General features: G+C 62.7%; 21 protein-coding genes. 12 read left to right on the top strand and 9 right to left on the bottom strand.

The annotated features are described in order from the left end of the window. Positions 1 to 69: 69 nt before the first annotated feature. From GXH28_RS08385 to GXH28_RS08345, 9 genes are all read left to right on the top strand, one after another. Entirely contained in the window at positions 70 to 945 is an 876-nt protein-coding gene (locus tag GXH28_RS08385; protein WP_169238575.1) for an FAD binding domain-containing protein, read from the top strand. A gap of 116 nt (positions 946 to 1,061) precedes the next feature. Next, positions 1,062 to 1,553 (top strand): (2Fe-2S)-binding protein, encoded by a 492-nt coding sequence (locus GXH28_RS08380; RefSeq protein ID WP_169238574.1) that lies wholly within the window; start codon positions 1,062 to 1,064, stop codon positions 1,551 to 1,553. Positions 1,554 to 1,627: 74 nt separating this feature from the next. After that, positions 1,628 to 3,916, top strand: a complete 2,289-nt coding sequence (locus tag GXH28_RS08375; protein WP_320447935.1) for a xanthine dehydrogenase family protein molybdopterin-binding subunit — start codon at positions 1,628 to 1,630, stop codon at positions 3,914 to 3,916. A 44-nt stretch (positions 3,917 to 3,960) separates the two neighbouring features. After that, positions 3,961 to 4,653: a hypothetical protein gene (locus GXH28_RS08370; RefSeq protein WP_169238572.1), complete on the top strand. Its 693-nt coding sequence runs from the start codon at positions 3,961 to 3,963 to the stop codon at positions 4,651 to 4,653. Positions 4,654 to 4,757: 104 nt separating this feature from the next. Beyond that, positions 4,758 to 6,260 carry an SH3 domain-containing protein gene (locus tag GXH28_RS08365; protein ID WP_169238571.1) on the top strand — a complete coding sequence of 501 codons (1,503 nt, stop codon included), beginning with the start codon at positions 4,758 to 4,760 and terminating at the stop codon, positions 6,258 to 6,260. A gap of 63 nt (positions 6,261 to 6,323) precedes the next feature. Continuing rightward, the gene (locus tag GXH28_RS08360; protein ID WP_320447937.1) at positions 6,324 to 6,932 is read left to right on the top strand and encodes a formyltransferase family protein; all 609 of its coding nucleotides are present in this window, start codon (positions 6,324 to 6,326) and stop codon (positions 6,930 to 6,932) included. Next, complete coding sequence (gene purH / locus GXH28_RS08355; RefSeq protein WP_169238569.1) at positions 6,929 to 8,467, top strand: bifunctional phosphoribosylaminoimidazolecarboxamide formyltransferase/IMP cyclohydrolase; 1,539 nt, start codon at positions 6,929 to 6,931, stop codon at positions 8,465 to 8,467. The genes GXH28_RS08360 and purH overlap by 4 nt, the downstream gene beginning before the upstream one ends. A 50-nt stretch (positions 8,468 to 8,517) precedes the next feature. Beyond that, a complete protein-coding gene (locus GXH28_RS08350) occupies positions 8,518 to 8,961 on the top strand; it encodes a hypothetical protein (RefSeq protein ID WP_169238568.1) in 444 nt (147 codons plus the stop codon). Beyond that, positions 8,961 to 9,326, top strand: coding sequence for a YraN family protein (locus GXH28_RS08345; protein WP_169238567.1), 366 nt, complete (start codon positions 8,961 to 8,963; stop codon positions 9,324 to 9,326). The genes GXH28_RS08350 and GXH28_RS08345 overlap by 1 nt, the downstream gene beginning before the upstream one ends. Positions 9,327 to 9,373: 47 nt before the next feature. Here the strand turns inward: GXH28_RS08345 and GXH28_RS08340 are convergent, their stop codons facing one another. The 3 genes from GXH28_RS08340 to GXH28_RS08330 are packed head-to-tail and all read right to left on the bottom strand — an operon-like array spanning position 9,374 to position 10,876. Continuing rightward, positions 9,374 to 9,559: a hypothetical protein gene (locus GXH28_RS08340; RefSeq protein WP_169238566.1), complete on the bottom strand. Its 186-nt coding sequence runs from the start codon at positions 9,557 to 9,559 to the stop codon at positions 9,374 to 9,376. A gap of 27 nt (positions 9,560 to 9,586) precedes the next feature. Next, positions 9,587 to 9,856 carry a hypothetical protein gene (locus GXH28_RS08335; protein WP_169238565.1) on the bottom strand — a complete coding sequence of 90 codons (270 nt, stop codon included), beginning with the start codon at positions 9,854 to 9,856 and terminating at the stop codon, positions 9,587 to 9,589. Positions 9,857 to 9,871: 15 nt separating this feature from the next. After that, positions 9,872 to 10,876: a YhdH/YhfP family quinone oxidoreductase gene (locus GXH28_RS08330; protein WP_169238564.1), complete on the bottom strand. Its 1,005-nt coding sequence runs from the start codon at positions 10,874 to 10,876 to the stop codon at positions 9,872 to 9,874. 141 nt (positions 10,877 to 11,017) lie between these two features. Between GXH28_RS08330 and GXH28_RS08325 the strand changes: the two genes are divergently transcribed. From GXH28_RS08325 to GXH28_RS08315, 3 genes are all read left to right on the top strand, one after another. Next, the gene (locus GXH28_RS08325; RefSeq protein WP_169238563.1) at positions 11,018 to 11,827 is read left to right on the top strand and encodes a hypothetical protein; all 810 of its coding nucleotides are present in this window, start codon (positions 11,018 to 11,020) and stop codon (positions 11,825 to 11,827) included. A 64-nt stretch (positions 11,828 to 11,891) separates the two neighbouring features. Beyond that, on the top strand, positions 11,892 to 13,889 hold the full coding sequence (locus GXH28_RS08320) for a helix-hairpin-helix domain-containing protein (protein ID WP_169238562.1): 1,998 nt from the start codon (positions 11,892 to 11,894) through the stop codon (positions 13,887 to 13,889). A 253-nt stretch (positions 13,890 to 14,142) separates the two neighbouring features. Beyond that, positions 14,143 to 14,508 carry a DUF1232 domain-containing protein gene (locus GXH28_RS08315; RefSeq protein WP_169238561.1) on the top strand — a complete coding sequence of 122 codons (366 nt, stop codon included), beginning with the start codon at positions 14,143 to 14,145 and terminating at the stop codon, positions 14,506 to 14,508. A 68-nt stretch (positions 14,509 to 14,576) separates the two neighbouring features. On the opposite strand, the gene sppA is transcribed toward GXH28_RS08315, so the two are convergent. From sppA to GXH28_RS08285, 6 genes are all read right to left on the bottom strand, one after another. Next, positions 14,577 to 16,391 carry a signal peptide peptidase SppA gene (gene sppA / locus GXH28_RS08310; protein ID WP_169238560.1) on the bottom strand — a complete coding sequence of 605 codons (1,815 nt, stop codon included), beginning with the start codon at positions 16,389 to 16,391 and terminating at the stop codon, positions 14,577 to 14,579. Between the two features lie 59 nt (positions 16,392 to 16,450). Next, positions 16,451 to 16,939: a ferritin gene (locus GXH28_RS08305; RefSeq protein WP_169238559.1), complete on the bottom strand. Its 489-nt coding sequence runs from the start codon at positions 16,937 to 16,939 to the stop codon at positions 16,451 to 16,453. Between the two features lie 104 nt (positions 16,940 to 17,043). Next, positions 17,044 to 18,477: a glucuronate isomerase gene (gene uxaC / locus GXH28_RS08300; protein WP_445082648.1), complete on the bottom strand. Its 1,434-nt coding sequence runs from the start codon at positions 18,475 to 18,477 to the stop codon at positions 17,044 to 17,046. A 51-nt stretch (positions 18,478 to 18,528) separates the two neighbouring features. Next, on the bottom strand, positions 18,529 to 19,224 hold the full coding sequence (locus tag GXH28_RS08295; RefSeq protein ID WP_169238557.1) for a DUF1361 domain-containing protein: 696 nt from the start codon (positions 19,222 to 19,224) through the stop codon (positions 18,529 to 18,531). A 149-nt stretch (positions 19,225 to 19,373) separates the two neighbouring features. Next, positions 19,374 to 21,548, bottom strand: a complete 2,175-nt coding sequence (locus tag GXH28_RS08290) for a cytochrome D1 domain-containing protein (RefSeq protein ID WP_240550284.1) — start codon at positions 21,546 to 21,548, stop codon at positions 19,374 to 19,376. Between the two features lie 72 nt (positions 21,549 to 21,620). Then, the coding region (locus GXH28_RS08285) for a transposase (protein WP_169237924.1) at positions 21,621 to 21,826 on the bottom strand (206 nt) is incomplete at its 5' end.

Here is a 21,826-nt window from a genome sequence, read left to right as displayed (position 1 = left end):
AGACGCCAGAGGCTCGCGCTCCGTTCCCTAGGCGTGTCAGTATAGCCAGTCTGTGGTATAAGCCCAAATATGCAAGCATTCTCCTACGTTTCCGCGCGCACACTTTCGGAAGCTGCCGATATCCTGGCCCGCGAGGGCGACCAGGCCAAGTGTCTGAGCGGCGGCACCGATCTCATCGTCTTCCTGCGCGAGGGTCGGCGCAGCGCAAAAGTCGTGGTGGATGTCAAGGGCATCCCCGAACTCAATCAGCTCGGTTACAGCCCTAAGGAGGGGTTGACCATCGGCGCCGCCGTGCCGCTGCACCGGATTTACAACGACGCTCACGTGATCGAACACTATCCGGGGCTGATTGACGCGGCGACGCTGATCGGCGGCATTGCCATTCAAGGCCGCGCCACCTTAGGCGGCAACGTGTGCACGGCTTCACCCGCCGGCGATTCCATCCCGATCCTGATCGCCTATGAAACAACGTGTATCGTCGCCTCGCGCAACGTCACCAAGGCCATCCCGTTGGAGAAGTTCTTCGTGGGGCCGGGCCGCACGGTGCTGCAGCCGGGCGAGCTCCTGGTCGCACTCAAGCTGCCGCCGCCCAAGCCGAACTCCGGCGCCGCCTATCTGCGCTTCATCCCGCGCAACGAGATGGACATCGCCGTGACCAGCGCGGGTGCGATGGTCGTGCTCGACGAGGATAAGAGGCGCTTCGTCGGCGCGCGCCTCGCGCTCGGCGCCGTGGCCCCTACGCCGCTGTTCGTGCCAGAAGCCGGCGCAGCGTTGACCGGACAGCCGGTCTCGGACGAGGCGATCGAGGCCGCAGCGCGGGCCGCGCAAGCCGCGGCGCGACCCATTACCGATATGCGCGGCAGCGCCGAACAGCGCAAGCACCTGTCGTACGTCATGACCAAGCGCGCGTTGTTGAGGGCGATCGAACGAGCGCGTGGCGGCTAGTTATTCGTCATTGGTAATTGGAGATTCGAGATTGGAGGTGGAATGCGAATCTCTAATCTCTGATCTCTAATCACCACTTACCACTCACCACTTTACCAATTACCAATCTCCAGACCATGTCCAACAAAGTTCTCGTTACCGCAACGATCAACGACGAAGAGAGGTCATTCGTGTGCGAGCCGCGCCAGAGCCTGCTCGAGGTGCTGCGCGACGTGCTCCACCTGACCGGCGCCAAGGAAGGCTGCAACAACGGCAACTGCGGCGCATGCGCCGTGATCATGAACGGCGTGTTGGTGAATTCATGCCTGGTGCTGGGCGTCGAGGCCAACGGCGCGGCCATCACGACCATCGAGGGCATCACCCCCAAGGAAGGCCTGCACCCGCTGCAGCAAAAGTTCTTGGAAGACGCCGCGCTGCAATGTGGCATCTGCACGCCGGGGTTCATCGTGGCCGCCAAGGCGCTGCTGGATAAGAACCCCAACCCCACCGAGCAAGAGGTGCGCTACTGGCTGGCCGGCAACCTGTGCCGATGCACCGGCTACGACAAAATCGTACGCGCCGTGCTCGACGCCGCGGCGACCCTGCGCGCGGAGAAGCAGGCCGCGTAACCCCCAAGTGTACGCACATCAACCATCGCTTATCGCTCCTTGCAGAAAGACCGGAGGTTGAGGAAATGACCCCAGTGATTAAGAAGACAGAAGCGAAGACGAACGGCAAGCCCTTCAAGGTCATCGGCCAGCGCGTGATCCGACCAGACGGCGTGGACAAGGTGACCGGACGCGCTCAATACGGCGCCGACGTGATCCTGCCGGGCCTGCTGTACGGCAAGGTGCTGCGCAGCCCGCACGCGCATGCCCGCATCCTTTCGATCGACACCAGTGCAGCGGAGAAGCTGCCCGGCGTGAAGGCCGTCATCACCGGCAAAGACCTCAAACCCGCCGAGGACAAGGTAGCCAAGAGCGGCGAGAGCAGCGTGAACTACAGCTATCTCAGCCAGAACGTCTTGGCGCAGGACAAAGTGCTATATCACGGCCACCCGGTTGCCGCGGTTGCTGCCACAAGCATCCACATCGCCGAGGAAGCGCTGGCGCTGATCAAGGTCGAGTACGAGGTGCTGCCGCCGGTGCTGAACGTGCTCGACGCGATGAAGGACGACGCCCCCATCCTGCTGCCCAACTTGCGCACCAAAGAACTGGGCGAGGTGGTCAGCGACAAGCCGACCAACATCGCCAGCCACGAACAGCATGCGCGCGGCGACTTGGCCGTCGGCTTCGCCGAGGCCGACGTGATTGTCGAGCGCGAGTTCCACACCAACACCGTGCACCAGGGCTACATCGAGCCGCAAAACGGCACGGCGCTGTGGAATGCCGATGGCCAGATCACCGTGTGGACCAGCACGCAGGGCGCATGGGATCAGCGCCGCGACCTGAGCGAAATCCTACACGTGCCGCTCTCGCAGATTCGCGTCATCCCGATGGAGATCGGCGGCGGCTTCGGCGGCAAGTTCCCGGTCTACCTGGAGCCGCTGGCTGCCCTGCTCTCGCTTAAGTCCGGCCATCGCCCGGTGAAGATGTGGATGCAGCGCGACGAAGTGCTGAAGGCCACCGGGCCAACCAGCGCTTCGGTCATCCGCGTGAAGATGGGCGCGCGCAAAGACGGCAAGATCACCGCCGCACAGGCCTGGTTGGCTTACGAGGCCGGCGCCTTCCCCGGCTCGCCGGTGGGCGCAGGCATGGGCGTAATCTTCGCGCCCTACAAGCTCGACAACGTACAAATTGACGGCTACGACGTGGTAGTGAACAAGCCGGCTGCCAAGGCGTACCGCGCGCCTGGCGGCACCAACGCAGCGTTCGCCGGCGAGACGGTGATAGACGAGCTGGCCGAGAAACTGGGCATGGATCCCATCACGTTCCGCCGCATCAACGCGGCCAAGGAAGGCGACCGACGCGCCGATGGCCCGATCTACGGCCGGATCGGCTTCATCGAGACGCTGGACGCTATCGAGAAGCATCCGCACTACCACGCGCCGCTGCCCGAGCCTCGCGCGCCTTACATGAAGGTTGGGCGCGGCGTGGCCTGTGGCTTCTGGTACAACTGGGATGGCAAGTCGTCGGCCTCGGCCGTGGTCAACCCGGATGGCACCGTGTCCTACCTGGAAGGCAGCACCGATATCGGCGGCACACGGGCCTCGCTGGCGATGATGCTGGCCGAGACGCTCGGCATCCACTACGAAGATGTCAAGCCGATGGTGGGCGACACGCAGACCGTGGGTTACAACGACGGCACAGGCGGCAGCCGCACCACCTACGGTTCCGGCATGGCCGCGTATCATCTCGGCAAAGAGATCATCAGGGAGATGAAACAGCGCGCCGCCGTGCTGTGGGAAGTGCCGGCGGATGACATCAACGTCGAAGGCGACGTGTATTCCTACGGCGAAAAGCGGATCACCTTTAAGGAGTTGTGCGCGAAGCTGGATGAGACCGGCGGCCCCATGAGCGTAAGCGTGTCATTGGACACGAAGGGCGCTATTCCTGCGCTGGCGACGCACGTGGTGGACGTCGAGGTGGACACCGAGACGGGCAAGGTGAACATCCTGCGCTATACCGCCGCGCAAGACGTGGGGCGCGCTATCCACCCCAGCTACGTCGAGGGCCAGATTCACGGCGGTGTGGCGCAGGGCATCGGCTGGGCGCTGAACGAAGAGTACTACTACGACAAAGATGGCCACCTGATGAACGCCAGCCTGCTCGATTACCGCATGCCGACAGCGCTCGACCTGCCCATGATTGAGGCGGTGATCGTCGAAGTGCCCAACCCCAACCATCCGTTTGGTGTGAAGGGCGTCGGCGAAGTGCCCATCGTCCCGCCGGCCGCGGCGATTGCCAACGCCATCTATCGGGCCACCGGCGTGCGCATGACCGTGCTACCGATGAACCCGAAAAACGTGCTTCAGGCGCTTGGGAAGATCTGAACCGAGCAGTTAGAAACTTACCCACAAGGGAATTGAGACGAGAGATGAGAACCGAGCAGATAAGCAAGCGCGGGCGGTTCTCAGTCCTCGATTCTCAATTCCCCGCTCTCGATTTCACGGCAGCGCTCGCGCTCCTCATTGGCCACTTCTTGCCCTGGGCAGCGCACGCCGTCGCGCCGTTAACTCGCAGCGGCCACGACTTGTCTATCTCGACCAACTTCACGCCCGGCGCCGGCATCTTCCTCAACGAGTGGTTCTTGCTTCCGCTGTGGTCCGCCTCTGTGCTCATGGCGCTGACAATTCGCAACGTCCCCTGGCCGCAGCGCGCGCTCGGCGGCGCCTTCGCCCTGCTGATTGCTTCACTGGGGCTGCCGGCTTATCCGCACACCCTGACCGCCTACGCCCAACCCGATTATCGGCTGCAATTCTTCATCACCCTGGGCGTCTTTGCGCTGGTCATCGCGATACTCTTGACCAACGCGCTCCCAACGCCAGTGCACGCGGCCTGCTCAATCGCTTGCGCAGTTGCCTCAACTGTGCCGCTCATCGGTTATTTCGCGGTCAAGCCATCCATCGAAGCGCTCTACCGCAGCCCGGTCGGCGTAGGGGCGGGATGGTGGTTCACACTAGCCGGCACCGCGCTGCTCTTTGGCATAACCGGTGCTAGAATTTTCGCTCGATCCGCGCCAAAACGCGCCATCCGACCCTCGGTGAGGGCCGGCGCCGATCTCGGTTAACGTCATTGGCCGAAATCATCTGAGTCACGCCGCCCTTTTCTGCCGAAGACGAGCCGAAAGCGGCCATGGCGCGAGGATGAATTGCCAATGCGCGGATGATATGTATGATGAAGCCACTCTTCGCCCACAAACTCTTCATCGGCGGGATGGTGATCGCAGTCGGGCTGCTTGCGGCCTGTGGCAATCCTGCTCCCCCGCCTGCGGCGCTGCTCACCTCGCCGGCGCCCAACGCACAGTTTCGGGCCGGAGACGAAATCCAAATTTCCGGCAAAGTGGTCGGCAGCGCCATTAAGCAGGTGGACGTTTTCATCAACAACGAGCGATTCGCCACCGTGGATCAGGCCATCCGTCCTAACGAGTTCGAGATTAGCGTGACCTGGATCGCACCGTCAGAAATTGTCGGCACAAGCGTCATCCAAATCAAGGGCATCAACGACCAAGGCGAATCCGTCATCGCTTCGGATGCGGTCTTCATCACCATTCAGGCCCCGCTGCCAACGGCGACGCCCACCCCCGAGCCAACGCCGATACCGACGGCCACGCCCCTTGCAGCCGAGCAGCCGGCAGCGACACCTGCTGCCTCCGGCGCACCGGCGGCCGTCGTCAACGTGCTGCTTAGCCCGCGCCCCGAGAACGATTTTGTTAACGTGCGCGAACTCCCCGATCTCAACGCGCGGCTCATCGGCCAGATCAACAAAGGCCAGAGCGTTCCTGTGCGCGGCAAGAACGCCGACGGCTCCTGGTATCAAATCAACTTCCCGTCCGGCGCCGACGGCGCCGGATGGGTGTACGCGCCCGTCGTCAGCATCAACGGCCCAACAGAGACGCTGCCGGTAGTTACGCCACGGGCGGCCTCTACATCCGCGGCCGCCTCGCCGACCAATCCGACCGGCCTGAAGCCGCCGTTCGTCACGCTGAAGGCCGGGCAAGAATTCGCCAACCTCCGCACCGGACCGGACACGGCTTACCAGAAAGTGGGCGAATTACAGGCGACGGGGAAAAATGCCGCCGCGGTGAAGGGCAGGAGCGCCAACGGCCAGTGGTGGCAAATCGCGTTTGACGGCGCGCCAGGAGGCGTAGCCTGGGTGTTTGGGCAGTTAGTGGATTTGACCGGTGACGCGGCAACCGTCCCTATAGTCGTCGCGCCGGTGCCGCCCACGGCAGCTATGCCCGCGAGCGCGCCTACACCCGCGCCGCCTCAGCCAACACCCACGCCGCCCATCCCAGCTTCAGCGGTGTTGCCCTATAGTCAGAACGTGCGCTTCTCGCCACGCGACGACATCGGCGATGTTCCGCTCGGCTACCAAGGCCAACCCAAGACGGCAACCTTGGAATGGCAAATCAACGGCGCGACAAAGGCCGAACTGGAGATCACCACACAGCAGGGGCCCGGCATCTTCGCGAACTGTCCGGCCGGCAACTTATCGAGCATCGCGCCGAGCGACGCCGTGAACAAACGCATGCCCATGCTGCTGCCCAGCGGCACCTTCCAATTCACGATCCCCGACAAGGGCTACTATTTGTTCACAATCTACGTCGTCAAGTCCGATGGCACTACGACCACCATCCCGCGGCATGTGATCGTGGATTGCTACAAAACCCAGTGACGCGGCGTAGCCCGGCCATACCCGCGAAACGCTTCGTCGTTTTGCTCTCAGGCTGCGGGAGCAATCCGCGGGCTATCCTCGACGCCTGCCGGCGCAGGTCGTGGCGGTCATCAACCACGGGGCCGACGCTTTCGGCTTACAACGGGCGAGCGATGCCGGCATGCCGGCCATCCCACTCCCGTTTTGCAGAATCTGCACCGCAACCGCGCCGGCTACGATGAAGCGCTGGCCCAGGTCATCGAACACTCTCAGCCCAATTTGATCGTCTGCGCCGGCCGGATGCACATCCTCAGTCCTCCCTTCGCGCGGCGCTTCGCCGACAAGGTCATCAATCTGCACCCCGCACGCCCCGGCATGTTCCCCGGGATGCACAGCATCGCAGCCGCATACCAGACCTTCCGGCGAGGCGAAACCCGGCGCACCGGAGTAATGGCGCGCTACGTCGCCAAAGGCGTGGATACCGGGCCAGTGATCGCGACGCGCGAAGTGCCCATCCACCCCACCGACAATCCGAACGACCACGCGGCGGAGCACGAGCTGCTCGTGGCAGCGATCAGAGCAGTAATCGAGAACCCCAGACAAGGAGCAGAAGGACATCCCCTACAACTACAGCCTACAACGCGCGCGGGGGATGGCGAGACGAGGACGGGTCTTATAATGCGCGCATCATGAGAGCCCTTCTCTCCGTGTCGGACAAGACACGCTTGATTGAATTCGCGCGCAGCTTGCACCAGCATAACGTTGAACTGATCGCCAGCGGCGGCACCGCCCGCGTGCTCCAGCACGCCGGATTGCCCGTCATAACCGTTGAGCAACTCACCGGCTCGCCCGAAATTCTCGAAGGGCGTGTGAAGACGTTACACCCGATGATCCACGGCGGCATCCTGGCGCGCGACACGGAAGAAGACCGCGCCGATCTGGCGCGCATCGGCGCGCCGATGATTGACCTGGTTGTAGTCAACCTTTATCCGTTCCAAAAGACCGTCGCCCAGAGATATGTTACGCTGCAAGACGCCATCGAACACATAGACATCGGCGGCGTCGCGCTCATCCGCGCCGCAGCCAAGAATTACACGCGCGTGGCCGTGGTCTGTGACCCCTGCGACTATGACCTGGTGCTAAAAGACATCGCCAAAAACGGCGGCGTCTCGCTGGAGACGCGCGAGGTGCTGGCGCTGAAGGCATTCGCGCATACCGCCGCATACGACGCCGCCATCCGCGATTACTTGATGGGCATTCAATCGAGCGACTCGCCGATTTACACCCTCACCCTGCACAAGGTGCAGGATTTACGCTACGGCGAAAACCCTCACCAAAAAGCGACGCTGTTCAGCGTCAACGGCAACGGATGCGCCGGCCCACTCGGCGGCCGGCTACTGCAAGGCAAAGAACTATCTTACAACAATCTGCTCGACCTCGACGCCGCCTGGCGCGCAGCCTTACAGTTTGAACAGCCAACCATCGTCATCGTCAAGCACCTCAGCCCGTGCGGCATCGCCTGCGCCGACGAGTTGCACAAGGCCTACACGGCGGCCTTCAATGCCGATCCCATATCCGCCTTCGGCGGGGTGATCGCCTCGAACTGGGAAGTGGATGCAGCGACGGTCAAGGCGATGGGCGACCTTTTTATCGAGTGCATCGTCGCGCCCGGGTTCACCGACGAAGCCAAAGCGATGTTGAGCCATCGCAAGAACTGCCGGCTGCTCGAGATCGAAGACCCTGCCGCAACGACGGCGCCCGCCTACGAGTATCGCAGCATCACCGGCGGCTTGCTGCGCCAGACGGTGGATCGCGGCGATCCAGACCCAGCAAGCTGGCGCGTCGTCACCCGGGCGCAGCCCGGCGAGGACGACCTGCGCGCGCTGCGATTCGCTTGGAAGGCCTGCCAACACGTACGCAGTAACGCGATTGTGATCGCCCGCGAAAGCCGCGGCGTCCTGGCAACGGTGGGCATCGGGGGGGGACAACCGAACCGGGTGGATAGCGTGAAGATCGCCGCCAAACGCGCCGGCCGCCGGGCGAAGAACGCCGTGTTGGCCAGCGATGCCTTCTTCCCCTTCCCGGATGGCATCCGCGAAGCGGCCAAGGTCGGGGTGAAGGCCATTGTGCAACCCGGCGGCGCCATGCGCGACGCCGAGATCATTGCCGCCGCCGACGAAGCTGGGATTGCGATGGTATTTACCGGCGTGCGGCACTTCAGACACTGAACGCGCGACGCGCGGCTTCTCCACGAGTCCACGGCAGGGAATAAGAGGATATGAATCGTCTACATTTGCGGTATTTGATCATTTCGTTCATTGCCACAGCAATAGTCGCAGTCCTCGTTCAGCTCTTCATCCTCTCGCTGTTGGAGCAGAATCAAGCGCTCATGGCCGGCGCGGCGCTTTCGGCGGGTTGGTGGGGCAATCTCGCCACCGCCGCCACCGTCGCCATCATGGCAGGTCGAAAAGCTGCAACCGGTTTCACCGACCCGCGCATCGGTCGGATACTCGGTGGCGCTATCGGCCTGTGGGTGGGCGTCGGCGCGGTCATGGGGCTGGTAGCCTCCACCCTTGTCCTCGGCGGACAGGCGCCGGGGATAGATGTCCGGCCCGGGTTAATTCTCATCTTCGGGCTGATCAGCCTGGGCATCAGCCTGATCGCTGCCACGATCGCCGGGCGCGAGACGGCGCACCCCCCTGAGGCGGAAGAAGACGCTTGATGGCAAAGCGCAGAGACGTCGGCGCTTGGGGCGAGGCCATCGCCGCCAGGTATCTCACCGAGCGCGGCTACGTCTTGCGCGCGCGCAATTGGCGTCACGACCACGGCGAACTCGACATCGTGGCCGAACGCGGCGATACGATCATCTTTGTCGAAGTGCGCGCCCGGCGCAGCGATGCCTACGGCCGGCCGCAGGAGACCCTCTCTCGGCGCAAGCGCGCTAAGCTGATCACCACCGCCCAGGCTTACCTAGACGCACACGGCCTTCAAGATGCCCAATGGCAGATTGATGTCATCGCCATCGAGCTAGACCGACACAACGCCGCGCCGCAGCTCGAACACATCGAGTGCGCCATCGAGGGCTAGAGGCGCATGGGCATCCTCCAACGAGCGGCAACGCCCCATGCCGCTGCTTAGGGTAACTCGCTCAGCTCCGGAGGCCGGCGCCAGCGCCGCACTTCATTCCCCTGCGGGTCATACAAGATAAATGTGGGCGTGAACTCGAAGCCAACCTGAGCCGCGAATTGTCGCGTTCCAGGATTAGCCATGTCGAGCAACAGCACCTGACCGGTTTTCCATTCCTCTTCGATCCGGCGCACGGCCGGACGCGCACTGATGCATGCGCTTCAGTAATTGGAGTAGAACTCGACCAGGACAGGCTTACCCGCCGTCTGGATCGCGATGCGGATGTCAGCGGCAGTGTCTAACTTCACCGTGGCCGTCTGGGGCACACGGCTCATCAGCGCGTAGGCAACGACGCCGACGAACACCCCACCCCACACCACCCAGAAGATCGGCCTGGCTCGCTGGCGGGTCAACACCACAGCCACAATCGCCAGAGCAATCGCCGACAGCAGGAGAAACGAATACTGGTTGAAAATCTGAACGGCCGTCATCTCGCCTCCAATTAATCAACCACTTAAATCCACCACGACCCGCCCGCGTATTCCGCCCTGCAAGATGGCATCTATCATCGGATCAAGCTCGGTGAGCGCGACGGTCTGCGCAATCGCCGCGAACACCATCGGCGATGGCTTCCAGGCGTTGGCCAAGTTGTGCCACATTTGCAGCCGCAGCGCCATCGGCGCTTCGGCGGAGTCCACGCCCTGCAAGGTTACGCCACGCAGGATAAACGGATACACGGTCATGCGCAACTCAGGCGAGGCGACGTTGCCGCAGCACACCACGCAGCCGCCGCGCTTCGTCGTCTTGATCGCCGTGGCGAGGATATCCCCGCCGACGACATCCACCACACCGGCCCAACGCTCTTTGAGCAGCGCCTTGCCGCTCACGTCGCGCAGGTCATCGCGGGACAAGACCATTTGAGCGCCAAGCTGCTTGAGCCAGTCGCCGGCATCGGCCTTGCCTGTTGCCGCCACAACGGCGTATCCCAGCTTGCTCAAGAGGGCAACGGTCAAGCAGCCCACGCCCCCACTCGCGCCGGTGACCAACACCTCACCCTGCTCCGGCGTCAGCGCGTGGCGCTGGAGTTGATACACGCTGAGCGCAGCCGTCAGGCCTGCGGTGCCCAGCGCCATACTCTCGTGCAAGGTCAGCCCATCCGGTTTGCGCACCACCCACGCCGACGGAACGCGGATGTATTGGCCAAAGCCACCTGGCGTGTTCATGCCTAGGTCATAGCCGGTGACGATGACTGCATCACCCGGCCTAAAGTCCGCGTTTGCGCTTTCGACGACCTCCCCGGCGGCGTCAATGCCCGGCGTGTGCGGATAGCAACGTGTCACCCCACGATTGCCCGTTGCCGAGAGCGCATCTTTGTAGTTCAGTGACGAATAACGCACGCGAATCAGCGTGTCATTCGCCGGCAGATCGGCAAGCTGGCGCGTCTTCACTGACCGCTCGAACCCACCTTCCGGCCGCTCGCCGATGACCAGCGCCTTGAACCCCCGATTCATGGCGACACCATTGTAGCCCGCAACGGATAGCCATCCCCAGCGCAAATCATCCTCGCAAGCACGTGCCAGCACACTCATTGACTTTTGCCTCACCTTCGTTCAAACTCAGTTTCCGAAGGACAAAGCCCATCAGGAGGAAATATGGATTGGTTCTCCCACGTCGTCGCTGCGATCATCGGCATCGTCGTCGGCTCGCTCTTCACCTTCATTCCCTATCGCCGGCGCATTGCAGAAGTTGAGAGCCGCATCTGTGACCTACACGCGAAACTCCAAAGCGCCGAACGAGACCTGAGTGACGCGCGCAGCCAAGTGCAAACGCTCCAAGCCAACCTCCGCACGGCCGAAGCCAACCTGCTCGACTCCCGTCAACGGTTCGCCACGTCAGAGAGCCATGTCCGCGCGCTCAGCGACGAGAAGAACAAGCTAGAAGCCAGCATCCAGTCGCTCAACACCCAGAAGGCTGCCCTCGAAGCCAGCCTTCAATTATTGACGGAGGAAAAGGCCGACCTAGAAACCCGCTTAAGCGAGCGGGCAACCGAGTGGGCGCAACTGAAGTCGGCCTTTGACGAGATCCGCGGGCAACTCGATGCAGCAACGGCCCACGTCGCCGAACTGACCGCGCAGCTCGACGGCGCCAACGCCGAAATCGCGACGATGAAGACCAACTACGACGCGATCATCAGCGTGCTCAGCAACAAAGAAGCAGCGCTCAATTCACTCGCCGCCAGTGCGCAAACGCTGCGCCAGGAGGTTGAAACGCTCAGCGCCGAGAAAGAAGAATTGGAAGCCAAACTCTCCCGCGCACGCAACGATGTAGCCGCCGAACTTGCGCTATACACCGCGACCCTCATCAAGATGAAGGAGGAGGCGTTGAGCAAGGCGATGGCGCACATCCATGCATTGAAATCTCGTCTGAGCGAAGCGGGACTGCCGGCCCCCGACGAGAGCTGACTGCAAGTTAGCCCGAGGGCGCGGAAGCGCCGGTGCGGCCCCCACACATCCCGGAGCAGAGCTTATGGATACCAACCTCCCTGTACTGATCGCTGCGCTCGTCATCGGTTTCATTATCGGCTCGCTCTTAGCGCAAGGCCGGACGAGGGAGATTATCCGCGAGCTGGAGTCGCGCGTGCGAACAGCGCAGACATTCGCAGAGAGCGCCAAGCGCGACTTCACAAACGCGCAGTCCGAGCTGGTCGTCAAGGACTCGCACATCCAGACTCTCAACGCCCACATCGGCATCCTCCAGGCGAAGGGGCGCTTAGCCGAACAAGGGCGAGAAGCGTCGCAAGCGGCTATCGCGCAGCTGCAAGACGAGCTGCGCCGGTGCCACGCCCAGTTAGACGAGCTAAGGGCGCAACTGGCCAGAGCGCTGGCAGAAGCCGATGAGCTCCGCGCTCGCATTACAATCGAAACACCACGCGAGATCGCTGCGCTGCGCGCTCAATTGGCGACTGAGACCACCCAGGAAGATACCGCCGGATTCCAGGCCATGCCGACAACACCTGAATTTGAGACCGAAGTGATCGCCGCAGCGCCGGGGAAGCTCACCGCTCCAGCGGACGCCGCAGTGGCCGCTGAGGCCACACCTGCCGCCGGCGCAGCGCCGCAGATAGCCACAGCAGAACTCGAAGCGCGCGTCGCAGCGTTGCAGAACGAAGTTCGCTCCCTGCGCGATGGACTTGCCACACTCGCCTTCGCCGGCGCGGAGCTCGTCGCCATGTACGAGGAGCGCGCGAAGGCGTATGAGGATCGGCTCAGGCACCTGCAGGCGCAGTCTCCCGAGACGACTGAGCAGCAAGGCATCCCCCCAGCCCAAACCGCGGAGCGCGCTGCCGGCGGCGCTGCGCGAGCCGAAGCGACGCAGCCGGGCGAGCCAACCCCAGCGCTACGGTCACAACTCGACGCGCTCCAGGCTGAACTCGACGCCGTCTTCGCCGACAAGGCTGAATTAGAGACGCAGCTCCAAGCGCACACAACGGCGCTGCAGGAACTACAGAAGAAATACGAGGCGCTCTGCGCCGACTTTGACACAGAGATCGCTCAAAAAGCCGAACTGACGGCTCAACTCGACATCCAAACCGCCCAACTCGGCGACCTGCGCGCCCAACTCTCCGCCGTCGAGGCCGACCTCCAGGCCTGGCTGCTCACACAGCTCAAAGTGCCGGAAGGCGAGATTCCTGCCGACTTAACGAGCAAGCTGGCGCTGCTCCGGTCCATCACCGATGCCCTGAAGCAGGCCAAGGAAGATGCAGAAGCGCGGCTGCAGGAGAGCGATGCCCGACTCACCCGCCTGAACGAGCAACTAGCCAAGCTCCAGCGCGATCTGGAAACCGGCGCTCAGGCCCAAGCCGAACTCCACACGCAATTGGCCGAACTCCAGGATCGGTTGAACGCGGCGATCGCCGAACGCGATGCGCTCAAGGCGACGATCGAGGCTAAAGCGACGACGCCGGTCACCGAGGCATCCCCCGACGAACGGCTGGCGCTCATACGCGAGTATGTCAAGCGGACGAAAGAGGCGGCGATGCGCGCCGCCGTCGAGTCCGGCAGCGAGGTGCGCTTCTCCGAATGCCCACAAGACCTGGCAATGGCCAAGGGTATCGGCACAGTCTTCGAGCAGCGGCTGTACGCCGCCGGCATCGGCACGTTCTGGGAGCTGGCCCACCTCACCGATGATGACTTCAAGCGCATCCTCGTATTAGACGGCCCAACGCTGTTGCGCGTGGACTTCGGAGCAGTTCGCGCCGACGCGCAGCGCCTGGCGATAGAGACGAATTCGGTCGGGCGCATGTGGCAAGGCACAGCGCCCGACGACCTCAAACTGCTCGAAGGCATCGGGAGCGTGTATGAGCGTAAACTCTACGACGCCGGCATCTGCACATACAAAGCGCTGGCCAACACGCCCATCGAACGGCTGATGAAGATCTGCCCGCCCAACAAGCTGCGCAAGCCGGACTACGCCGGCTGGATTGCCCAGGCGCGCAGTCTGGCGCAGGCGAGACGCCCGGGTTAGCCCGTTATCCAATCGCACCAACTCGGAGGCGCCTAGCGCATGCGGAACGCGCCAACGCTGCGTGGACAAACGCAGCGTTGGCGAGAACAGGGCGCCGCGCGCCCCTGGGCGCCGGGCTTCGCGCTAGAATAGCGCATGCACAGCATCGCATCGGCGCGTGATCGCCGCTGGCCTTTATCCCATATGGTTTGAATACGCTGCTTGCCGAAGCCGCCGGTGAGGCGTGCGACGAAGCGCAAGCGAGGAGGGCGAAGTGTCGAACGGTCAGAAGGTCACACCCCAGGTCGAGGCATTCAGGGCGCTGATCAACCGCGCGCGGTTGGTCTGGCGTTTGCTGCGCGACCCACGTGTGCCCATCTATCTCAAGGCGCTGCCGATTGCTGCGGCGCTCTATGTGGTGTCGCCCGTAGACTTCTTCCCCGACATCGCGCCGCTGCTCGGCCAACTGGACGACCTCGGCGTGTTGCTCGTGGGCATCGAATCGTTCATCGCGATCTGCCCGGCGTACGTCGTCGAGGAACATCGCGCCCAGATCGAGGGCCGCCGGTCTTATTCATCCACCGACGCGGGCCGCACAAAACACCCGGAGACGATTGACGGCGAGTGGCGTGTAAAGTGACGGCGCGCTGCACCGTCACCGACACGCGTTCGCATCGCTGTAGCGGGCGATGCAAGCGCTCGGCCACGCTAACGCGTGACGCTGCTGCGCCAAAGCGATACTGCCCACGCGCTCGTTTCAGTGAGCAGCTCACGCAGCTCGCGCGAGCCATCAAAGATAGCGCGCCCCAGGTGCGCAACCGCCGAAAAGGTCGGCGGCAGCATCGGCCTGCGCGGGGATGTGACGACAACCACACCAACACGTTTGTCGCTGGGCAAGCCACCTAGCTCACGCGCCTTCTCTACCGCTACCGTGAAATCCCCTAACGCATCCACCAACCGGTGATCCTTCGCTTGTGCGCCGGTCCACACACGCCCACCACAGATGGGTTCCAGGGCGTCTGGCGCAATGGCGCGCCCTTCCGCCACCACTCGTTTGAAGTCATCATAAGCGCGTGCAACCAGACCGGCGAAAACCGCGCGCGACTCCTCGTCCATCGGCTCAACGTCACTGAATAGCGCAGCACGCCTGCCACGCTGCAGCGTCACGCGATGCACGCCAAGCTTCTCGAACACCTCGCGCGTGTTCGGCTTGAGCGCAATGACCCCGATGCTGCCGGTAATGGTCAGCGGCTGAGCGACGATGCAATTCGCAAGCGCCGACACATAGTAACCGCCCGACGCCGCCGTGCCACCCATGTAAACTACAACTGGCTTCCTGGCGCGCAGACGGCGCATCTCACGCGCGATCAGGTCGGACGCCAACACCGAACCACCTCCGGAATCCACATAGAGGATCACTGCGGCAATACGATCATCGGCCTCGGCGCGCCGGATGGCCTGCGCGACGCTGCTGGATCCGGCAATTTGCTCGCCGGCGAGCGGGAACGGGATGGGCAGACGCCGGCTGGCACCGGGCGCAATCAGTCCCTCGACTTTCACCACGCCAATCATCCTGGGCGCATATTCGACGACGGGGATGAGCAGCGACCTGCGCACTTCCTCTAAGTGGACGCAGGCACGCCGCGCCCGCTCGGCAGCCGCATGTTGAGCGCGACGCAGGTCGTCGGCGAGTCTAGGCGCCACCTTCTCGATGCGCTGCGCCAAGCGCGCGATGCGCCCATCCACCGCTGCGGGCGGTTCAGGCATGAGGAAGCGCTCGAGTTCATCTTCGTAGAGTGCCGCATCGAGCAGGCCCTGTTGCACGGCTTCCCAAGCGCTCAGGGGCGCACTATCCATCAACTCGCGCACGCGCTCCGGACTGAGATTCCGGCCTTCGGCGATGCCGCGTACCAGTTCGTTGAAGCGCGCGTCCAGCAGCCACTCGGCCTGCGCGCGTGAATCGGGCGAGAAGTCGTTGCGCGAGAAGATGTCGCCGGCAGACTTGAACGGCGAGACGTTCACCACATCTACGCCAACGCCCAGACGATCGAGCGCATCCTTCAGGAAAACATATTCATCGTGGAAGCCGAGCACATTCCACTCGGTGCTGGGCGGCATCACGACCTGATCGCAGGCGCACGCCAGATAATACTGAAAAGGGCCGAGCGATTCCGCATAGGCGACGAGGCGCTTGCCACTGCTGCGAAAGCGCGTCAACAAATCGCGCAAGCTCTGATAGACTGCCGGATTGGCCGCGCACGCGATCCGAAGCACGACACCCTTCACCCGAGGGTCAAGTGCTAGCTGCTCGAAGGTGCGGCGCAACTCGCTAACGCTGAGCGGCCCCAAAGGCATCGGCACCAGCCGCGAGAGAAACAACGGCAGATCCGGCCATGAAGGCGGCAGCTCGACGATTTCGCCTTCGAGAGGGACGATGACGAAAGGGGGAAACTTGCGCCGCCGGCGCCAGCGATTCCGGAGGTTCAGCCACGCGCGGCGGACGGAGAAGCCCAGGATAGCCACGCGCTGGATTATATTGCCCGCGGCGGTCAGACTGCGCGGCGCAGCCTGGCCGCCGCGGGCTACGCCTCCTCTGACTTGGCCATCTTGCCGAGCATCTTGTCAATCTCATACAAGCCGGTGGCGTCCGTGCCGATCACCTCGATGCGGTCGAGGATATTGCGCGCCTTGATCTCGGCGTCGCGCTGCTCGGCCACGAACCACTGTAGCCAGTTCCAGGTGGCGTGGTCTTTCTCGGCGATGGCTAGATCCACGATGCGATGAATTTTGCGCGCCACATCCATCTCCAATTCGAGCACAGACTTCATAATCTCGGGCAACGAGTTGAACTCGTGGGGCGGCTCGGGTACGGCCGGCACGCGGGCCGGGCTGTCCTGATCCACGACGTACTGCAAGAACTTCTCCATGTGTTCGCGCTCCTCTTGCGAGCTGGCAGCGAGATAACGCGCTGCGCCCTCGTAGCCCTGAGCGTCACACCACAGCGCCATGGACAGGTAGACGCTCGACGCATAGGCTTCTTCCGCGGCCTGTTGGTTCAAAGCGGATGTCATTTGTTCGGAAATCATTTTTACCTCCTTACAAGCGCGCCTGGCTCAAACGCGTTAACGCGATCAACACGAATTTACAGCGCGCATCAATCTAAGTTTGACAGCTATTATAAATGATAGGTGATCTTGGTCAAGTCATAGGCCAAGGCGCGCGCCATCTCATGGGCATCCTGCTCATCAATGACGTGACGCACGACCAGCCCGGCCAGCCAATCGCACGCTGCGCGCCGCCACAGGTCGTGCCGAGCGGGGATGGAGCAGAAGGCGCGCGTGTCATCGTTGAATCCGGCTGTGTTGTAGATTCCTGCGGTCTCCATCACCTGATTGAAGAAGCGGCGCATGCCGTTGAGCGAGTCATGGAACCACCACGGTGGGCCGAGCCGGACGGCGGGGTAATGCCCGGCCAACGGCGCCAGTTCGCGCGCGTAGGTCGCCTCGTCCAGCGTGAATAGAATCAGCCGGAAGCGCCGGTCGTCGCCAAAGGCGTTCAGCAGCGGCTGTAGGTTGCGCGTGTACTCGGTAGCCACCGGAATATCGGCGCCTTTGTCCGGCCCGAAGCGCTCGAACACCACGCGATTGTGGTTGCGCAGCGCGCCGACATGCAGTTGCATCACCAGACCATCTTCGACGCTCATGCGCGCCATCTGCATCAGCATGTGCCCCGTGAAGCGAGACGCATCGTCCGGCATGGTCTCGCCGCGCAAAGCGCGCTGGAAGATCGCATCGGCCTCGCGCGCGCTCAGCAGGACGGTGAACGGCGTAAGCGCGGCGTGATCGGTGGCCACGGCGCCCATCGCCTTGAAGTAGGCGCGGCGCTGCTCGATTGCGGCGAGGAATGAGGCGTAATGGGTGATAGAGATACCGCTCGCCTCAGCGAGACGCTCAATGTTCGCGCGCCAATCGGGTGCGTCTATATTAATCACGCCGTCGGGCCGGAAGGTGGGTAGGATGCGCCCGCCCCAACCGGATTGTCGAATGCGTTGATGATGTTCGAGCGAATCGGTTGCGGCGTCGGTGGTGCACAACACCTCGATATTGAAGCGGGCATAGAGCGCGCGCGGGCGAAAGCCGGGCTGCGCGAGCTGGTCTGCGATGCGGTCGTAGATATCCTGTGCGTTCGCGCCGGTCAGCTTCTCGTGGATGCCGAAGATGTCGCGCAGCTCGTCGCGAATCCACAGACCGGTGGGGGTGCCGCGGAAGAGGTGAAAACGCTCGGCGAAGATTTGCCAGATTGCGCGATGGCGACGCGCCTTATCTTCCGCCGACAGGTGGGCTTCCTCCTCAGCAGTGGGCAGCAGGTCTTCCATCGGCACGCCTTGCGAATACAGCATGCGCACCACGTAGTGATCGGGGATGATGAATAGATCGGCCGGCGTGCCGAAGTGGTAGTCGGGATCGGCGAAGACGCGGGGGTCCACATGGCCATGCGGACAAACGAGCGGTAGCGCAGCGATGGACGCATAGAGCGTGCGCGCCACGTCACGCACGGCGGGATCGGGCGAAAAGTAGCGTTCGGTATGCGTTTCGGCAGGCGGGGTCATCATGGCGTCCATTAGAGCACCACCGGCCGAAAGCGCAACGGCAGGCCTGTCTCAACGGCTATCGGCAGGCTGGCGCACTGGTTGAACGGGATCAGGTGTATGCCGCGCGAAGTGATACAGCACCAGATACATGCCGACAAGGAACGCAGCGAGCAGCGCAGAGATGGCATACACCTCCCCGTTGCCGACAGGGTGCCGGATGATCTGCCAGATGTCGCGCAACAGCGAAACCGGTTCGAGCACAACGTCCCAACTGTTCCACCGCCCGAAACGTCCCAGGTAGATGCCAAAGCTGCACAACCCCAGCGTGCTGAGGGCAAAGACCCAGCCGGCGATTGAGCCGAAGCGCTGTCCCACCCGCTTTTGCATTACGTAGAGCGAGAGATAGCCGAGCAATAGGCCGGTCATAGCAAACGACAACAACGTGATCAGGTTCACCCAGAACATCCAACGCCCATGATCGCGCAGATGTACCAGGTCGGTAATAATGTAGGGGGCATTAGGGAAGAACAGCAGCCAGGCCGCACCACACGCGACGGCCAGCGGCCCTCGGCTGCGTTCGGCCATCAACGCACACAGCAGCGGAATCCAGGCCAAGAACAAGTTCCACACAAGGAAGCGGTAGGAGATCGAGCCGATGTAGATAACGCGCGCCGTCCACATGCTCAAGCAGATGAACGAGGCAACGGCGAGCCAGAAAACTGCGTTTAGGCGTTGGTAGCTGAGGTGGACGACAGTGCTGCGCATAGGTTGCGATTATAAACGCGCTGTGCGCCGATTTATGCACGCTCACTGGGTGCAGGGCCGGCATCTGGCCTACTTGCCAGAACCCCGGTTTCTCCGAAAAACCGAGGTTCTGAACACTTGTTGAAAGACTCCAGATTCCGAACACGCCGTCAGTAGATATCCTCCACTGTGTTATTGACGTTGAACTTACCCGTCGGCGTGATCAGATTCGGGATGCGCGCCTTCTCCTGCAGCGTCGCGTCGTCGTAGATCACGATCTCACCAGTCTCGCCGGGCTTGCTGGCGTCGCCCCACACACTCACCCACACCTGATCGCCCTGCTGGTTGTATTCCAGGTGAACGGCACGACCGTAGCTGGCGACTTCCCAGCACTTGTGCGTGCGGTCGGGCTGCGCTTTGGCAATGACGCAGATCGTGCGTGCCAGCACCGGGTCGGGGTTGAGCGTCATGTCCACCCAGATCCACTGGCTCTTGGGGTGCGTCTTGATGAACAAGCTGCCAGCGCCTGGCAACTTCGTCACACGCACAGCTTTCCATGCGGCGTCAGGATGGCCTTCGGGGTCGGTGCCGATGGACGTGATCGCTGCGTCGCCTAAGTGCGAAGTGCTCCACACCGGGCCGTACTGCGGATCCACCCAGTTTGCACCGCGGCCTGGATGCGGCACGGCCGGCGTGTCCACCATCGCGACGAGTTTGCTCTCTTTCGCATCCACCACAGCCACTTTGTTGGACTGGTTGGCCGCTACCAGGAAGTAACGCTTGCTCACATCCCACCCGCCATCGTGCAGGAAGGGCGCGGCTTCGATCATCTTGATCGTTGGGTTGTGCGGATCGGCATAGCTCACCAGCCAGATCTGGCCGATCTCCTTCACGTTGACGATCCATTCCGGCTTGAAGTGCGAGGCAACGATGCTGGCGACGCGCGGTTCGGGATGGAACTCGTTGGCGTCCACGGTGTAGCCGCGCGTGCTGACGACTTTGAACGGCTCGAGCGTCTGGCCATCGAGGATGACGAAGTGCGGCGGCCAGTAGCAGCCGACGATGGCATATTTGTCGGTGAAGTCGCCTAGCTCGCCCTTGTATTTGCTCACTTCGACCGAGCGTGCGTCGTAGCACACCTGCACCTCGGCCACTTTTTGCGGCTTCTCCGGCCACAAGTCCACCATTGCCAACTTACCATCGCGCCCGATGACGTAGGCATAGCGGCCGGTGGCCGACATGCGGGTGATATGCACGGCATAGCCGGTGTCCACGGTCTCGACGATCTCGTGTGTGTCGCCGTCAATCACAGCCACCTTACCGGCATCGCGCAAGGTGACGACGAAGTAGTTACGCCAGTCGCGGTCGGTCTGCACTGTAGTCGGGCGATCGGCCGGTGGAACGAACTGCTTCCAGGTGGCTTTCATCTGCGCGAGCGACATCTCCGGCGGCGCAGGCGGCTCGTTTTGCAGGAACTTAGCCATCACCTCGGTTTGCGCCTGAGTCATGAACCCCTGCTTGCCCCAGTCCGGCATGCCACGGTTCGTGCCGTTGAAGATGATGGTGGATAGTGCGAGCGTGCCTTTGGGCAACGTCTTGTCGGGCGTGAGCGCCGGGCCGGTAGCGCCTTTGCGCAGTGTGCCGTGACAGCCGGCGCAGCGCTCGAAGTAGGTCTGCTTGGCCCAGGCGAATTCGGCCTCGGTGAGCATCGGCGATTCGCTGGCGGCGACGGGCACGGGCTGCGCGGCGCTTTCTGCCTCCGACTTGGCAGCAGCCTCCTGCGGGCCGCGCATCAGATAGGCCACGACGCTATTGATCTCATTAGCCGTGAGCACGTTCGCCAGGTTGCCCGGCATCAACCCCTTCTGGCAAGGTGCGCCGCCGCAATCCGGCGCGAGAAAGGCATCGGGAGAAACGATGGATTCATGCAGGAACTCCTCCACGGTCTTGGCCGAGCCGGTGTATTTGCCCTCTTGCAAGTGCGTCTGCACCATCGTAGCGATGTCGGTCAAGTTGGGGCCGATAGTGCCGACGGCGTTCGGCACGCCGGGGATGATATGGCATGCGCCGCAGCCGCCTTTCTGCATTGCCGAGATAGCCAGCTCGGCGTCATACAGGCCCGGTGGTTTGCCGGCAGCCTCTTGGGTTTGCTGGCTTGCGGTTTGGGCCTGCACCGGAAGCGTTGCTTGTGCCTGAGGCGCTGTGGTGGGTGAGGCGACAGTCGCTGGCGGCGCGCTGGGCGCAGTCAGCGAACGGCCGACGATGAACAACAGGGCGATGAAGAGCACGACCAGCGCTCCGGCGATCACGGGGATGCGCTTGTTGGACATGACTATCTCCTCCATGCAAACATGGAAATGCGTTTGGTGGAGATAGTAGGCTGGCTTCCAGAAGCGACAATGACTTAGAGCCTATCTCTAAACCTCGCATTTGCGCCAACAGATGATGGCGCAGGCGAAAAACAGCAGGGACAGATAATTGCTCGCCTTCTTCTCCCAGCGAATCAGCAACCGACGAAAGCGATTGAGCCATGAATGAGTCACTTCGACCACCCAGCGGCGCGACTTGCGTCGGCCCGGCTTGCGCTGGCGTTTTTTTGGGCGTTCTCCTTGTCCGGCACATG

The organism is Candidatus Roseilinea sp. NK_OTU-006, from assembly GCF_012931985.1.
Classification (GTDB): Bacteria; Chloroflexota; Anaerolineae; order J036; family Brachytrichaceae; genus JAAFGM01.
The sequence above is the reverse complement of the archived record's forward strand: the minus strand, read 5'-3'. Positions and strand labels throughout refer to the sequence as shown.

Excerpts from the sequence above, each read along its gene's own strand:
- GXH28_RS08385 (WP_169238575.1), top strand. The coding sequence starts at position 70 with ATGCAAGCATTCTCCTACGTTTCCGCGCGCACACTTTCGGAAGCTGCC.
- GXH28_RS08380 (WP_169238574.1), top strand. The coding sequence starts at position 1,062 with ATGTCCAACAAAGTTCTCGTTACCGCAACGATCAACGACGAAGAGAGG.
- GXH28_RS08370 (WP_169238572.1), top strand. The coding sequence starts at position 3,961 with ATGAGAACCGAGCAGATAAGCAAGCGCGGGCGGTTCTCAGTCCTCGAT.
- GXH28_RS08365 (WP_169238571.1), top strand. The coding sequence starts at position 4,758 with ATGATGAAGCCACTCTTCGCCCACAAACTCTTCATCGGCGGGATGGTG.
- purH (WP_169238569.1), top strand. The coding sequence starts at position 6,929 with ATGAGAGCCCTTCTCTCCGTGTCGGACAAGACACGCTTGATTGAATTC.
- GXH28_RS08350 (WP_169238568.1), top strand. The coding sequence starts at position 8,518 with ATGAATCGTCTACATTTGCGGTATTTGATCATTTCGTTCATTGCCACA.
- GXH28_RS08345 (WP_169238567.1), top strand. The coding sequence starts at position 8,961 with ATGGCAAAGCGCAGAGACGTCGGCGCTTGGGGCGAGGCCATCGCCGCC.
- GXH28_RS08335 (WP_169238565.1), bottom strand. The coding sequence starts at position 9,856 with ATGACGGCCGTTCAGATTTTCAACCAGTATTCGTTTCTCCTGCTGTCG.
- GXH28_RS08330 (WP_169238564.1), bottom strand. The coding sequence starts at position 10,876 with ATGAATCGGGGGTTCAAGGCGCTGGTCATCGGCGAGCGGCCGGAAGGT.
- GXH28_RS08325 (WP_169238563.1), top strand. The coding sequence starts at position 11,018 with ATGGATTGGTTCTCCCACGTCGTCGCTGCGATCATCGGCATCGTCGTC.
- GXH28_RS08320 (WP_169238562.1), top strand. The coding sequence starts at position 11,892 with ATGGATACCAACCTCCCTGTACTGATCGCTGCGCTCGTCATCGGTTTC.
- GXH28_RS08305 (WP_169238559.1), bottom strand. The coding sequence starts at position 16,939 with ATGACATCCGCTTTGAACCAACAGGCCGCGGAAGAAGCCTATGCGTCG.
- uxaC (WP_445082648.1), bottom strand. The coding sequence starts at position 18,477 with ATGACCCCGCCTGCCGAAACGCATACCGAACGCTACTTTTCGCCCGAT.
- GXH28_RS08295 (WP_169238557.1), bottom strand. The coding sequence starts at position 19,224 with ATGCGCAGCACTGTCGTCCACCTCAGCTACCAACGCCTAAACGCAGTT.
- GXH28_RS08290 (WP_240550284.1), bottom strand. The coding sequence starts at position 21,548 with ATGGAGGAGATAGTCATGTCCAACAAGCGCATCCCCGTGATCGCCGGA.